Here is a 14,962-nt window from a genome sequence, read left to right as displayed (position 1 = left end):
AATCCGACACTGTCATACTAAAGGAGTAGATAAATTCGTCGCATTCTTCAACCGTGATTTACACACATGAAGATTGAATGAATGGGCGGCCATCTACTGTTCGAGCAGGCCCTTGGAAAACGCGTCCTGAAGAGGCTTCACCAGATATTGCACGAGGGTGCGCTCGCCGGCCACGAAGATCACTTCCGCCGGCATGCCGGGCACGAGACGGCCGCGGATCTGCGAGGGGATGTCGGCTTCCGCCACTTCCACCCGCGCAACGTAGTATGGCTCGACCCGTGTATCTTCCGGCTGGATGATGTCCTGCGACAGGACCTGTACGGAGCCGAAAATCACCGGGGTCGTGCGGCTCGAAAATGCCGGGAACCGGATTTCGGCCATGTTGCCGATATCGACATTGTCGATGTCGACCGGACGGACCCGCGCATTGATGATCAGGTCATCGTCAAGCGGGATGATGTCCATGATCTGCTCTGCCGGGCGGATAACGCCTGACGTCGTGTGAATCTGGATATTCTGCACCATCCCGTGAACGGGGGCGCGAATGACCGTGCGATCGAGGATGTCCTTGGCCTGCTTCACCCGCTCGGACACTTCCTGGACCTGATCGCGGATGTCGCGCAGTTCCGAGCTTGCGCGCTCTGCGAACTCCTGGTCGATCTGGAGTATCTGCAATTCGGTCTCGGCGATCGACTGCTTCGCCTTGGCGATGCTCGAAATGACCTGGCCGAGATTGCCTTCCATCTCCATGCTGGTCCTGCTGAGCTGAGCGACCTGGTTGGTTGCCACGTAGCCGCCTTCCTGGCCGCGCGTCACGCGCACGATCTCTTCGCCGATCGACGAGACCTGCCGTTCGAAGGCCTGGCGCTGTGCCTCGAGCCCAACGATTTCCTCCTGGAGCTGCTCGGCCCGCACCTTAAGAATGCTGATCTGGCCATCCCGGGTGGTATTGCGGTCTTCGAAGATGTTGCGCTGCAGCTTGATGAACAGTGGCTCCGGCACGCCGGGCGAGATGGCGCCCAGCACTTCCGGCGGAAACTGGATCTCGTCTTCTCCCATGCTTTCCGCCTCGAGACGGGCTTCCGTCGCCTTCAGGAAGGCGAGACGGGTGGAAAGCACTGCGTGGTTGCCCTGTGCCTGCTTGGCGTCCAGCCGCACCAGAATGTCCCCGGCGTCGACCGTGTTGCCTTCCTGCACCAGGATCTCGGAGACGATGCCACCTTCGAGGTGCTGCACGACCTTGCGGTTGCTGTAGACTGCGACGGTTCCGCCAGCCACGACACCGCTGGCCAGCGGCGCTGTGGATGCCCATGTGCCGAAGACGCCGAAGGCAAGAACGATCGTCGTATAGCCCGCGATGACATAGGGTGTCGGCGAGAAGCTCTTGTCCTTGGTCTTTTCAGTCATGTCGTCAATACCTCTTTAATGTCTGGCAAACGGCATGGGTATTCACCCTTGCCTTAGCCGACAGCGTTTCGTGGCCGGCCATCGACGCTCGCCGCCGGCTGAACCGGGCTGACGGCCTTGGGCTGCAGCACATCCTTTGTCGGCCCGAAGGCGCGCATCTTGCCGTCGGCCAGGATGAGCGACTTGTCGCTCAGCGCAAGCAGGCCGATCTTGTGGCTGACGAAGATCACCGTGCGGCCGCGCTCCTTCAACATCTTGAGCGCGCGCAGCAGCGCGTCCTCGCCTTCCATGTCGAGATTGGCATTCGGTTCGTCAAGGATGATGACGGCCGGATCGCGGAAAAGCGCCCGCGCCAAGCCTACGCGCTGCCGCTGGCCGCCCGAAAGCTGCCGCCCGCCGGTACCAATCTGGGTTTCGTAGCCCTCCGGCAGGGACTGGATGAGCTCGTGCACGCCAGCGTTCTTGGCCGCGGCGATGACCTCGTCCGAAGTCGCATCGTTGAAGCGCGCGATGTTCTCGGCAATCGTGCCCGAGAACAGCTCGACGGTCTGCGGCAGATAGCCGATCTGGTCGCCGAGCGCCTCGCGGTCCCAATGCGAAAGCTCCGAACCGTCGAGCCGGACGGCGCCCGCTAGCGGAGTCCACACCCCGACCAATGCCCGGATGAGGCTGGATTTGCCTGCGCCACTCGGACCCACGAGCGCGAGCGTTTCACCGGCGGGAAGGGAGAATGTGACGCCGTTGAGGATCGGCATGCGCGTTCCCGGTGCAGCAACGATCAGTTGCTCAGCGGAATAATGCCCCTCGGGACGGGGCAACTGCGTGCGATCGATATCTTCGGGAATGCGTGCGAACAGGTCCTTCAGCCGCGCATATGCCTGGCGTGCGCCGACGAACTGCTTCCATTGCCCGACCACCTGGTCGACTGGCGCAAGCGCCCGGCCCATCATGATCGACGCCGCGATCATCACGCCCGGCGTGATTTCGCTTTCGAGCGCCAGATAGGCGCCGGTGCCGAGAATCGCCACCTGCAGCATCATGCGGACGAATTTCGAGGCGGAGACGAGCGCGCCGGCACGGTCGCTCGCGGTCGCCTGCAACTCGAGCATGCGGCGATGCATGGCGTCCCAGCGGGCGCGCAGGTTGTGCTCCATGCCCAGGGCACGGATGACTTCCACGTTCTGCAGCGTCGTATTGGCGAAATGCTGGGCGCTCTGCGAGTGCATGTTCGCTTCGTTGAGCGTCTTCTTGGTGGTGAACTCGTTCAGCAGGGCGAGGATGAAGATGATCACCGCGCCGCCGGTAGCGACCCAGCCCAGCAGCGGGTGGAAGACGAAGCAGACCGCGAGGAAGACGGGAACCCAAGGCACGTCGCAGATCGCGATGAGGCCGGCGCCGGTGAGGAATTCGCGCAGCCGGTCGACGTCGACCAGCGCGAATTCGGACTTCGCGCCCGGCTGGGCGAGGCTCGCGGAGACGACGCGCGAAAACAGCGGATTGGCCAGCGCGTTGTCGAAACGCATTCCGGCGCGCACCAGCACGCGCGATCGAATCCATTCCAGCAGGCCGTAGATTGCCAGCATGGCGGCCGCGATCACCGTCAGCGCCACGAGCGTCATCTCGCTGCGGCTCTGCAGCACCCGGTCATAGACCTGGAGCATGTAGAGCGGCCCGACGAACATCAGCGCATTGATTGCTGCGCTGAAAATGATCGTCGATCCCAAAATTGTACGGTAGGTACGAAGCGCGTCGGAAAAGAGGTTTTTGGCCTTCATGGGTGCCTGTGCCTTATGGCCTTTCGGGATCGAGCCCGGTAACGATGGCAAGATTACATTATGTCCGTCGCTACGGATATCATGAAACGGTTGCCAGCTTATAAAGAGTGAAAAGCGTCATCACAATGGCAATGTAAAGTTGTCGCACCTCCTTTGCTCAACATGGCTAAGACGCGGACGGCAGGTGCCCGTGCGGAGACGGATTTTCTCGCAATAGGCATGGTGACAAGCGGGCCTGCGTCTTGTAGCCGAAAAGGCAGAGACTCTATCGCGGGAACGACCCTATGAGCACCTACGTCTACCAGCCAAATGTGGCACGCATGAGCTACGACGAGGCTGTCGTCGCTTTGAGCCGACGTCATGCGGTTCGCGGTCATGGCGTCGACAATTTGTCGGAGGAAGCCACGCGCCGCGTCGCCAGCCTGGCGGCCGAGCAGAAAATGGAAATCCGGCCGCTGCGGGTCGACGCTGCAGCCTACCGGGAATACTATGCGAAGGCGCTCTACGACGCGAAATATCCGGACTACTATCGTGGCAATCGTCCGGAGAAGACGCTGGAGCACCACATCGCCCTGACGCTGCTGGAGATTGGCGCAGACGACGTGTTCGTCGACATCGCGAGCGAGCATTCGCCGGTGCCGGAAATCTACGAACGCCTCACCGGCGCGAAGAGCTACAGCCAGGACATCATGTATCCCGACGGCATAGACGGCAACCGCATCGGCGGTGACGCGTGCGCGATGCCGGTCGCCGACGGTTTCGCCAGCAAGGCGGCGTTGACGTGCTCGCTGGAGCATTTCGAGGGCGACGCCGACACGCGCCTGTTTGCGGAGATGCATCGCGTGCTGCGGCCCGGCGGCAAGATCTGCATCACCCCATTCTACCTTCACCATGAAGAAGGAACCCAGACCGACCCCGCGCTGAGCGTTCCCGCCGGCGTGACCTTCGACGAAACCGCCGTCATCTATTGCGCGGAAGGCTGGGGCAACCGCCACGGCCGCTTCTACACGCCGAAGACCTTCGCCGAGAGGATTTCCTCGCCGATGGCAGGCAAGTTCGCCTTCGACTTCTATCGTATCGAGAATGCGAAGGAGATCGATGCGTCCACCTATGTCCGCTACGCCTTCGTTGCCACCAGGATATAGGCCTTCCGCCCTTGCGGTCGGCGGCGGGCTGGTGGCATAAGCGCGGCAATTCGCGAGGCAGCAGGAGAACAAGGTGACCAAGAAGGCACTGGTAACGGGTATCACGGGGCAGGACGGCGCCTATCTGGCGCAGCTTCTGCTGGCGCAGGGTTACGAGGTGCACGGTCTGGCGCGACGCTCCAGCACCTCGGACGTCAATCTGAGCCGTCTGCAGTGGCTCGGCATCGCCGACCAGGTCAAGATCGTCGACGGGAACCTGCTCGACCTGTCGGGCCTGATCCGCACGATGCGCGACGTCGAGCCCGACGAAGTCTACAACCTCGCCGCCCAGTCCTTCGTGCGCTCTTCCTGGCAGCAGCCGATCCTGACCGGCCAGGTCACCGGCATCGGCGTCGCCAACATGCTCGAGGCCGTGCGCCTCATCCGTCCCGAAGCGCGATTCTACCAGGCGTCGTCGTCGGAGATGTACGGGCTGGTGCAGGAGCCGGTCCAGTCGGAGACGACGCCGTTCTATCCGCGTTCGCCATACGCGGTGGCCAAGCTCTACGGCCACTGGCTGACCGTCAACTACCGCGAGAGCTTCGGGCTGCACGCGTCGAGCGGCATCCTGTTCAACCATGAATCGCCGCTGCGCGGCATCGAGTTCGTCACCCGCAAGGTTACCGACGCGGTCGCCCGCATCAAGCTCGGCCTGCAGAACGAGCTGCGCCTCGGCAACATCGACGCCAAGCGCGACTGGGGCCACTCGAAGGACTATGTCCGCGCCATGTGGCTGATGCTGCAACAGGAGACGCCGGACGACTACGTCGTGGCCACCGGCCGCACCTCGACGGTGCGCGAGATGTGCCAGATCGCCTTCGACCATGTCGGTCTGGAGATGGACAAGTATCTGGTCATCGATCCCGCCTTCTTCCGCCCGGCGGAAGTCGACATCCTGCTCGGCGATCCGGGCAAGGCGAAGGCCGCGTTCGGCTGGGAGCCGACGATCACGCTCGAGGCCATGATCCGCGAGATGGTCGACGCCGACCTCGCCCGGCTGAAGCCGCGCGGCTAGGCCGGCCGATGGCGCGCCATCGCCTGCTTGTCACGGGTGCTGCCGGCTTCGTCGGCCGGCACCTGGCCGAGGCGGCGCGCGCGCATCCGCTGGCGGGCGACATCGCCCTGGCGCCGCTGGCCGACGGGCAGGGCGGAACGATCGACATCCGCGACGCCGGAGCCGTGGATGCCGCGATCGAGGCCTTCGCGCCCACCGCCATCATCCACCTGGCCGCCGTCGCCTCGCCGCGCGAGGCGGCCAAGGAGCCCGACATCGCCTGGGTGGTCAACGTCATGGGCACGTTCAACCTCGCAAACGCCGCGATGCGCCATGCGCCCGGCGCCCGCTTCGTCTTCGCCGGCAGTTCGGAGGTCTACGGCGCGGGCTTTGCCGCCGCGAAGGGCAGGCCGGTCAGCGAGGATACGCTGCTGGAGCCGATGTCGCCCTATGGCGCGACCAAGGCGGCCGCCGACATCATGCTCGGCCAGATGGCGCGCCAGGGGCTTGCCGCGACGCGCTTCCGGCCCTTCAACCACACCGGTCCCGGCCAGACGGCGGCCTATGTCGTGTCGGCCTTCGCCAGGCAGATCGTGCGCATCGAGCGCGGCTGGCAGGCGCCGCTGATGCGGGTGGGCAACCTCGCCGTCAGGCGCGACTTCCTCGACGCCCGCGACGTGGTGCGCGCCTATCTGGCCGCCGCATTGTCCGACGGCGCAATCACCGGCGCGTTCAACCTCGCGACCGGCCGCCCGGTGGCGATCGCGGCGATGCTGGAGACGCTGCGCGGCCTCGCCAGCGTTCCCGTCACGGTCGAGACCGACCCGGCGCTGCTGCGCGAAGGCGAGGTGGAGACGATCTGCGGCGACCCGGCCCGGGCACACGCCGCCTTCGGCTGGCGCGCGGAAATCCCGCTGGAGCGCACGCTGGCCGACGTGCTCGACCACTGGCGCGGCCTGGCCGAAACCGCGCCGGAGCTGGTGCGCGACTGAGCCGCGTCCCGTAGCGGGAAGCGCCCCCTCTCCGTCACGCTTCGCGTGCCACCTCTCCCCCTGCCCGGGGGCGAGGAACCCAAGCTGGATGAGCGCGGGCATTGCGGCAGCGCTTTTCCTCGCCCCCGGGCAGGGGGAGAGGTGGCCCGAAGGGACGGGGAGGGGGTGCTTGTGCGCCGAAAGCCCGGAACGCGACCGCGCCAGAAACCCTACTTGTCCTTCAGGAACTCGTTCCAGTCGATCTTGAGGCTGTCGTCCTCGTCGGGCATGAAGCTGCCTTCGGGCACGGTCATGCGGCTGGCCTTCTGCGCCTTGGCCTTGGCGTGCGCCTGGGCCAGCGTCGAGAGGAGCGTGATGTTGGCCATGGAGATCAGTTGCGCATAAGCCAGCGGCAGCGCGCCGCCATCGCGCAGCGCCACGAGATCCTCGGCCGAAAGCTTCGACAGCGCAGCCTCGCTGACGCGCGAGACCCCGTCGACGCGCTTCTCCTTCTCGCCGTCCTTCAGCGCCATCGGCCATGGCTCCAGCAGACCCTTTTCGGCCAGCAGCGCGGCGGCGCGCTCGCCCGCCTCCATGCTCTGCCGCGTCTTGGCCAAAAACTCCAGCACGCGCTGGGTCTCGGCATGCGGCTTGCCCTCCAGGTCGAAGAACGGAATGCCTTCCTCGCCGACGCCGAGGTCGATCACCAGCCCGCTCGCCTCGTCGACCAAAAGCGCGAAATTGGTGTCGCCGGCGGCGTTGGTGCGCCCCAGCCGGAACGGATAGCCGCGCAGCGCGGCGGGGGTGTAAAGCCCGACCCAGCGCCCGTCGGGCGCGACGAAATAGTTCTGCCCCGGCTGCAGCCCGAGGATCGCCACCGGCATCGTCTTGCCGGCGTCGGTGACGAAGCCCAGCGGTAGCGCGCGCGCGGCATGCGAAAGCTCGGCCGCCGCGATCGGCAGCACGTTCATGGCAGCGGCGAAACCGAAGCCCTTGTGGCGCAGCCATTTCTTGGCGCCGTGGCGGTCGCGGGTGACGAGATGCGGGTCCTGGGTCATGGGGTCCTGATGCGTCTGTTTTTCGTGCGCCGGACTATTACCGCATCGCGCGCACAGACGGAACCCGCCGACCCTGACGCAGAGGGAGACGCTGTCGAAAACTTGCCCGGATGGCGATTTCAAGTGCCCAAGCGCCAGAAACAAATCACTTTGGCGCGCCGGATCATAAATCAGCATCTTTTTACATAGGCGACGAAGGGCTCGTACCCCCGCAGGGGTATAGGCGACTTTCACGGTAACCATTTTTACTCTTTACCGTTGATTAACCAAGTAGAAAGTGGTTAAGGAAACGTTACGCAAATGGGTTTGCGTCACGCGCATCAAGCGTAATTGGGAGTCTATGATGGCAACGATTCAGGGCATCTACATCGCCCTCTTCGGGCGCCCGGCTGATCCGGCCGGCCTCGAATTTTTCAATGAAGCAACCAACAACGGCGCGGACCTGACGGCGATCGGCGATCTGGCTGCGACCGACGAGTATCAGGACCGCTTTACCGGCATGTCGAACGAGGAGATCGTCAATTCGATCTATCTCAGCCTGTTCGAGCGCGACGGCGAGGCCGAAGGCGTCGAGTTCTACGTCAACGCCCTCGAAGACGGCACCTACACCATCAACGAGATCGCCATCGCGATCCTCGACGGCGCGCAGGGCACCGACCTCGACACCGTCAACGCCAAGATCGCCGCTGGCGACCTGTTCCTCGAGAGGCTCGACCTCGACGAGGAAATCGACGCCTATGACGGCCTCGACGCTGCCGATCTCGTTCGCCAGTTCTTCGACACCGTCGACACCGGCAACGTTCCCGACGAGGCGTCCATCGACGATCTCATCGAGGAGCTTCTGGCACAGGAAGGCCAGGCACCCGGCGGTGGCGGTGGCGGCGGCGTGGTGACGCCTGCTTCCTTTACTGTCTTCGTCGACGAAGATGGCCAGTTGACCTTCGGCGGCAATGCCCGTGGCGACGTGACCGTTGACGTCAACGAAAATGGCGAGCTGGAATTCGCGCGCGGCTCGAAGACCGCCATTCTCGACTATTCCTACAAGTCCGACGGGATCACCAGCATTCAGGCGGGTGTCACGGTCAATTCCGCTCATGAGACCAGCGACGTTCTCGCTTTCGGCGAGATCGAAGGCTCGGACGGACCTGTCTGGTATTTTGCAAATGCTGGCGCCGTGTTGGGCTACTACCCCGACGCTCTCGACTTCTACGGCAACCCTCTGAATGGCAACGAAGGCGCGTTGGACAACACCAACAACATCCTTCTGCTTTCGGGCTTCGACGTCGGCGACTTCGCCAAGGACAACGACATTCCTTGGACGGACCTGCTGAATTCGCTTCTCGGCGCGGTTTCCGGCGGCGTTGACATCGAAGATGCGCTGTATGTGCTCGATCAGGTTGTCCACTTCCTCGCGTCTGACGGAAGCGTGTCGATTGCGGCTGCCGAGGGTGCCGTCACCTCGCTCAACGGCATCGTCGAAGACATCATCGACGACGTGATGAGCGAGTATTCTGACGAGGGTGACATGGTCTCCTTCATGGAAGACGAGGGCTCGCTTCTGCCGTTCGAGCTTCCGACGATCGGCATGCCCATCATCCTCGAAGGCGAGGGCAGCAACTTTCTCACCGCGACGGGCGGCGACGGATACATCCTGGTCGGCAACATGGACGCGATCCATGACGCCGTATCGCTACTCGTCGAAGGCGAGTTCGAATTCGCGCAGGAGGCGCTTGGCCAGGGTAGTGACGACTTCATCATGGGTGGCGCCGGCGACGACATCATTATCGGCCTCGGAGGTGATGATGAGCTGATCGGCGGTGGCGGCGACGACATCTTCGTTCACATCGAAGTCGGCGAGTTCTACTCCGACGGCGAAGACACCATCACTGATTTCGGTCAGGACGGTAATGATTTGCTCGTCTTCACCATGGACGTGTGGGCGAACGTATACGTTGACCGGTACGATCTCGACGATGATGGGAACGTCGATACCATGATCAACTTCGGCGATGGCGGGCAAATAGTCCTGCTCGATTTTGACCACGAGGCAAGCGGTAGCATCGTGTTGAACCAGCCCATTTTTGGCGACATCTCATTGGTTGCCATATCGTCCTCTGGCGATGGCTTTGAGCTGGGGGTAATCCCCGTCTAGGCAGCATCAGCAGCTTTGACACGAACAAAAGCCCCGCCGCTCGCCGGCGGGGTTTTTCGTTTGGCAGCATAGACGCTCCACCTTCCGCAGAGGCAGTCATGTGTTGTGAAGTCATATTCGTCGGCGCGTGTCTAAATTAATCTTAGAGAGCAGTCAAAACCGGCTCGTCATCGCACGCGATGGTTGCAGAAAAGTGGTAGTGAGTGCGGATCATCTTGAAGCGCGGCGTGCACGAAGTAACCATTTAACCGCTTTACCATTGATTAACCAAACCCACTCGCGCTAGAAATCGGGTGTGAGTGGGTATGTACGCGCCGCAGCGCGCAGTTTGGGAGTTAATCATGGCAACGATTCAGGGGATCTATATCGCCCTCTTCGGGCGCCCGGCGGATCCCGCCGGTCTCGAATTCTTCAATGACGCAACAAATGACGGCGCCGACCTGACCGCGATCGGCGATCTGGCGGCGACCGACGAATACCAGGACCGGTTCACCGGCATGTCGAACGAGGAGATCGTCCAGTCGATCTACCAGAGCCTGTTCGAGCGTGACGGCGAGGCGGAGGGCGTCGAATTCTTCGTCAATGGCCTGGAAGACGGCACCTTCACCATCAACGACATCGCGATCCGCATCCTCGACGGCGCGCAGGGCACCGACCTCGACACCGTCAACGCCAAGATCGCGGCCGCCGACCTGTTCACCGCCTCGCTCGATCTCGACGAGGAAATCAACGCCTATGACGGCAACGATGCCGCCGATATCGGGCGCCAGTTCATCGACGGCGTCGACACCGGCAACCCGGCCGACCAGGCCGACGTCGACGCGGCCATCGACGCGCTTCTGGCGCTGGAAGGCCAGGCGCCGGGCGGCGGTGGCGGCGGCGGCGTGATCACCCCGCCGGTCGATCCGGTCGAGGTGTTCCTCGCCGAGTGGAACAACCTGAACGACCAGTATTATGCCGAGATGCCGCTGGGCCAGCAGGCGGAGGTCAACAATGGCTTCCTCGAACTGGCCAACGACTATGTCGACTACCTCAATGCCGGCAATGCGGCGATCCTCGACGTCGTGCACTTCATCGACGGCTCGCGCGCGCAGTCGTTCCACGACAACGTGCTGGCCAACATCAACGGCAACGTGCTGGCAAGCCCCTCTCGTCCGAAGGACGCCAGCCTGGTGCATGACGCCGCAGACGCTTTCGCGGACCGTCCGGTGGCCGATGGCTACACGGCCAACGGCGCCGACGAGTTGAAGGCCGCCGCGTGGGACTTCGTCAACGGCATCGAGCGCTCGGACTATGACTTCAGCTACAAGGTGCTGGTTGCATCCAACACCGGCAGTTCCGGTGTGCCGTTCGGCGACGTCGATCTCGTCGGCGTCTACGACTCCATCGCATCGGCACTGGCCGCCGCCGACACGGGCGACCATGTGCTGGTCGGCGCGGGCCACGCCTGGAACGAAGACGTCGTGCTCAGCGAGAACGTCACCCTGCAATCCATCGCCAGCTATATCGGCCTTGGCGCCGGCGCCGTCATCGACGGCAAGGTGACGATCGGCGCCGCAGGCGGCACCGTCGAGGGCTTCGTGTTCGACGCGGCCTTTCACGGCGTCAGCCATAATGAAGGCCCGGTCATCGAGGTCAATGCAACCGGCGGCACAGGCTACGTCATAGGCAACCGGTTCAACGGGATCGAAGGCGACGTGCCGACCGAAATCGGTGTCGTCGGCGGCTCCGCGGTGATCACCGGCAATGTGATCTATCGAGACGGCGGCTACGACAATCCCAATTCAGGCCATGTCGGCATCCGTTTCGATACCGGCGCCGGCCAGACTGTGACGATCACCGGCAACGACCTGTTGAACGCCGGCATCGGCGGCTACGATGCAAGCGGCACGATCTTCAACATCACCGGCAACACCATCGCCGAGTCGGCCTACATGTATGAATCGGTGTGGTTCGTCGGCAGCAGCGCCACCATCTTCGACTGGGACGTGACGATCGGAAACAACACCAGCTCGCTCGGCGTGAAGATCATCGGTGACGACGCCGACGACATTCTCTTCTCCTACGACACCGTCCACGGCGACCGGCTCGAGGGCAGGGACGGCGAGGACTCCCTTTACGGTGGCCAGGGCTATGACCTGCTGATCGGCGGCGAAGGCGACGACCTGATCAATGTCAGCGGTGCGGGCAGCGCCCGGATCGTCTTCGAACACTCGGCCAACGCCAACGATGTCGATACGATCGAAGGCTTCTCGACCGGCCCGGGTGGAGACGTGCTGGACTTCTCCGATTTCAGTTACATGACCGAGGTCAACATCGCCCCGCCTTCGTCGGTGGAGCTCAATGACCGTGAAGTGCTCGTGGTCGATTTCGGCGGCACCGTCGCCAACAGCGATTTCGGTGGCGACGAGTTCGGCGACCTGTTTGGCCCCCTTGGCAGTGCGCGCATCAATCAGGGTACTGATGAGGAGGCCAGGGCGGTCGTCGTGGTGCAGGGCACTGACGAGACCCACATCTACATGGTGGATGCGGATCGGACCGGTAACGACAGCATCATCACCGAAGGCGACGTCCAGCTCGTCGGCGTGATGGACATCAACAATGGCAGCGTGTTCACCGCCGACAATTTCACCCACGGCATGGTCGCGTAAGAACCTGAACAAAAACCAACCGTCATCAGCAGGGCGTCCGGGAAACCGGGCGCCCTGTTTTCTTGGCGGTTGGCGTCAGGCGAGGGGAAGGGGTTGGTGCGAGGGTAACGGCATCGCCCGGCCCAAGCCCCACAAGCAAAAAGGCCGGCGCAAGCGCCGGCCTTTCCGTGATCTACCGATGAGTAGATTAAGCAGTGAAGTTCGCAGCAGTCAGATCAGCAACCGCGATGCCGGTCAGTTCGAGCAGGCCTTCGCCTACTTCAACCACAGCGTCACCGTCGTTAGCATAGACGTAGGTGTTGCCGGCATACTCGAAAACAACATCCCCAGCAGCGCCGGCGCCGGCAATCTCAAGAGCATCATACAGCGTCGCCGCTGCATTGATCGAACCCTGAACAAGATTGTCTGCTACGACCGTGCCAACGCCACTGACGTCGATCTTGTCTTCGCTGACGTTGAAATCCGTGATGCTGATGAGCGCTTCGGCGAAGTCGGCTTCTGTCGCGGTGGCGATATTTGCAAGCACATTCACATCGACGAGGTCGTTACCGGCGCCCAACGTAATGCTGGTCAGACCGGTGCCATCACCGTTGTTGATAGTGAACACGTCGCTGCCCGCTCCGAGGTCGACCGAAAGCTCAGCCGCACCGGTGATATCAGTCACCGAATCGATACCAGCGCCGCCAACGACGGAAGTGAGGTTTGCAAGAAGCGTAACAGTGATGTCGCCAGTCGAACCCGACATATCGAGCGTCTCGATCGCCGCGCCAACCAAAGTGAGCGCAACATCATCTTCAAAGCTGATGTTGGCGGTCTCAGTGGTTGCCGTACCGGTAACGGTAACCGCAGCAGCGGTGGAACCGCCTGCATTCACCGTCGTGACCGATGCATCGGTCTCAGCAAACGTGAATGCATTCACAGTCGTGCCGACACCGTTCGCCGTCAATTCCGTCACACCGGCTGCACCCGTGACTGCCAAAGCGCCTGCAGCGTCGAGGCTAGCATTGATCGTCTGACCCTGGGCAACCGTGACAGCAGCACCGTTTGCAAGACCAGTCGTGCCGCCGAACGTGATGTTCGTGAAGCCAACGCCGGACACATCAATTGCCGTCTGACCACCGGCCAAAGACTGGGCAATCATAGCATTTTCAACGTTGGTGAACTGATCAAGCTGTGCAGCAGTTACCGCAACGTCCGCAATGATGTTTGCAGTATCATCGCCACCAGCACCATCGACTTCGTCGAAGGTATTCAGCGTAGCATCGGTGCCAATGATAGCGTTGAAGGTATCGTCGTCAGCAGTACCGACGAGGTTCTCGCCAATATCGGTGGTGAGGGTGAAGGTTGTGCCAGGCGTGCCGCCGCCTACGATAGCGGCAATCGCTGCGTCAACAGCGTCCTCGTCAGGAATGGTTGCTTCGTCTTCAGTGATCGGCGTCAGGAAGTCGCGACCAGCCTGGGCAGCAGCATTGCCTTCATAGGCAAGAACCTCTTCGCCCGTGTCGAGAGCCGTAGTGAAGGCGTTGGCGGCAGCTTCCTTGTTGGCAAGGATTTCCGCGTCTGAGCCCTGGGCGCCGTCATAGATGTTGATGGCGATGGTGTTGATGTCCAGGTCGCCGGCAGCGAGGGCCGCCGTGAAGAACGTCAGGCCGGCGAGGTCGGCATCGCGGTTGAACAGCGACTGGTAGATCGAGTTGACGATCTGGGTGTTGCTCATGCCCGCGAAGCGGTCCTGGTATTCAGCCGAAGCGGACAGATCGCCGATGGCGGTCAGGTCGGCACCGTCATTGGTGGCTTCAGCGAAGAATGCGAGGCCAAGCGGGTCGGCCGGACGGCCGAAGAGAGCAATGTATACGCCCTGGATGGTAGCCATGTGGTGTTCCTCTTAAGGTTATTGGTGACACGAGGTCGACCGGACTTCTAAACGTCCAGTAGACAGGAGTCAACCGGATACTGTTCAAAATTGGTTTGTCTGACGAACTGCGACCTCATGGGGCGCCGTATAGCGGCTTTTTACCCTAGCGTCAAACCGCCTTTTCCCGCCCGGAGCCGGGTTTCCAGGCTTTCCGCGGGGTTCACGAAGCCGTCACCTGGTCCGATTCGCTGGACAGGGGTGATTCCCTCGTGTATGTACAGTAACAACTTGTCGGCTCGACGCTGAGTGACGGCCGGTTCCGGGGTAGCGGGATTGGCACATGGGGCGAAGGGGCGATCCGGAAAGGGCGTCGGGGTAGAAAAAGAAATGTACACGCATCCGCAGCAGGGACTTGAGCAGGACGATGTCCAGAGGCTTCGCCAGGAGGCCGGCCGCTGGCTGCGCAGCCTGCGCGAGAAGGCCGGCTATTCGCAGCGCGAACTCGCGCGCGTCGTCAACCTCGAATATTACACCTTCATCTCGCAGATCGAATCGGGCCGTGGCCGCGTGCCGCCGGCGCAGACGAAAGCCTGGGCCGAAGCGCTCAACGTGCCGGTGCGCGACTTCGCCATCGAGCTGATGCGCTTCTACGATCCGCTCAACTACGATCTCATCTTCGCCGCCGAAAAGGCCGCCCCCGCCGGCACGCCCGCCAACGACCTCGAAGAACGCATCGCGCGGCTGGAAAGCCTGCTCGACCGGAAATAGGGTTCGGGCGGGGCGGCGTCATCTTTCTCTTGGGTTTCGCCGCACGCCGGTTTCCGGTGAGGACAGCGCGCCTTCGCGCCCCCTCTGTCCTGCCGGACATCTCCCCCACGATGAGGGAGATCAGCCTTCATCATGGTTTGTGCCCGT

The 14,962-nt window shown here is 62.6% G+C and carries 10 protein-coding genes; 6 read left to right on the top strand and 4 right to left on the bottom strand.

What is annotated here, in order from left to right; translation table 11 throughout:
* Window positions 1-93: 93 nt before the first annotated feature.
* Both AAFN84_RS07835 and AAFN84_RS07830 read right to left on the bottom strand, forming a co-directional pair.
* The gene (locus AAFN84_RS07835; RefSeq protein WP_347514005.1) at window positions 94-1,407 is read right to left on the bottom strand and encodes an HlyD family type I secretion periplasmic adaptor subunit; all 1,314 of its coding nucleotides are present in this window, start codon (window positions 1,405-1,407) and stop codon (window positions 94-96) included.
* Window positions 1,408-1,460: 53 nt separating this feature from the next.
* The gene (locus tag AAFN84_RS07830) at window positions 1,461-3,182 is read right to left on the bottom strand and encodes a type I secretion system permease/ATPase (protein WP_347514004.1); all 1,722 of its coding nucleotides are present in this window, start codon (window positions 3,180-3,182) and stop codon (window positions 1,461-1,463) included.
* Window positions 3,183-3,466: 284 nt separating this feature from the next.
* Here AAFN84_RS07830 and AAFN84_RS07825 point away from each other — a divergent pair, with 284 nt between their 5' ends.
* The 3 genes from AAFN84_RS07825 to AAFN84_RS07815 all read left to right on the top strand — a co-directional run bounded on the left by AAFN84_RS07825 (window position 3,467) and on the right by AAFN84_RS07815 (window position 6,352).
* Window positions 3,467-4,327, top strand: coding sequence for a class I SAM-dependent methyltransferase (locus AAFN84_RS07825; RefSeq protein WP_347514003.1), 861 nt, complete (start codon window positions 3,467-3,469; stop codon window positions 4,325-4,327).
* A gap of 73 nt (window positions 4,328-4,400) precedes the next feature.
* Window positions 4,401-5,381, top strand: coding sequence for a GDP-mannose 4,6-dehydratase (gmd, locus tag AAFN84_RS07820; protein ID WP_347514002.1), 981 nt, complete (start codon window positions 4,401-4,403; stop codon window positions 5,379-5,381).
* 8 nt (window positions 5,382-5,389) lie between these two features.
* Window positions 5,390-6,352 carry a GDP-mannose 4,6-dehydratase gene (locus tag AAFN84_RS07815; RefSeq protein ID WP_347514001.1) on the top strand — a complete coding sequence of 321 codons (963 nt, stop codon included), beginning with the start codon at window positions 5,390-5,392 and terminating at the stop codon, window positions 6,350-6,352.
* A gap of 209 nt (window positions 6,353-6,561) precedes the next feature.
* Here the strand turns inward: AAFN84_RS07815 and AAFN84_RS07810 are convergent, their stop codons facing one another.
* Entirely contained in the window at window positions 6,562-7,389 is an 828-nt protein-coding gene (locus tag AAFN84_RS07810; protein ID WP_347514000.1) for a SapC family protein, read from the bottom strand.
* Window positions 7,390-7,732: 343 nt separating this feature from the next.
* On the opposite strand from AAFN84_RS07810, the gene AAFN84_RS07805 reads away from it, so the two are divergent.
* Both AAFN84_RS07805 and AAFN84_RS07800 read left to right on the top strand, forming a co-directional pair.
* A complete protein-coding gene (locus AAFN84_RS07805) occupies window positions 7,733-9,541 on the top strand; it encodes a DUF4214 domain-containing protein (protein WP_347513999.1) in 1,809 nt (602 codons plus the stop codon).
* A gap of 341 nt (window positions 9,542-9,882) precedes the next feature.
* Complete coding sequence (locus AAFN84_RS07800; RefSeq protein ID WP_347513998.1) at window positions 9,883-12,192, top strand: DUF4214 domain-containing protein; 2,310 nt, start codon at window positions 9,883-9,885, stop codon at window positions 12,190-12,192.
* A gap of 187 nt (window positions 12,193-12,379) precedes the next feature.
* Here AAFN84_RS07800 and AAFN84_RS07795 read toward each other — a convergent pair whose 3' ends face one another.
* Window positions 12,380-14,065, bottom strand: a complete 1,686-nt coding sequence (locus tag AAFN84_RS07795) for a DUF4214 domain-containing protein (protein WP_347513997.1) — start codon at window positions 14,063-14,065, stop codon at window positions 12,380-12,382.
* A 369-nt stretch (window positions 14,066-14,434) separates the two neighbouring features.
* Between AAFN84_RS07795 and AAFN84_RS07790 the strand changes: the two genes are divergently transcribed.
* Complete coding sequence (locus AAFN84_RS07790; RefSeq protein WP_347513996.1) at window positions 14,435-14,815, top strand: helix-turn-helix transcriptional regulator; 381 nt, start codon at window positions 14,435-14,437, stop codon at window positions 14,813-14,815.
* The last annotated feature ends 147 nt before the right edge of the window (window positions 14,816-14,962 follow it).

It is taken from the genome of Mesorhizobium sp. CAU 1741, from assembly GCF_039839275.1.
Taxonomy (GTDB): Bacteria; Pseudomonadota; Alphaproteobacteria; order Rhizobiales; family Rhizobiaceae; genus Aerobium.
Note: the sequence above shows the minus strand (reverse complement) of the source record. Positions and strands in the feature narration are given on the sequence as shown.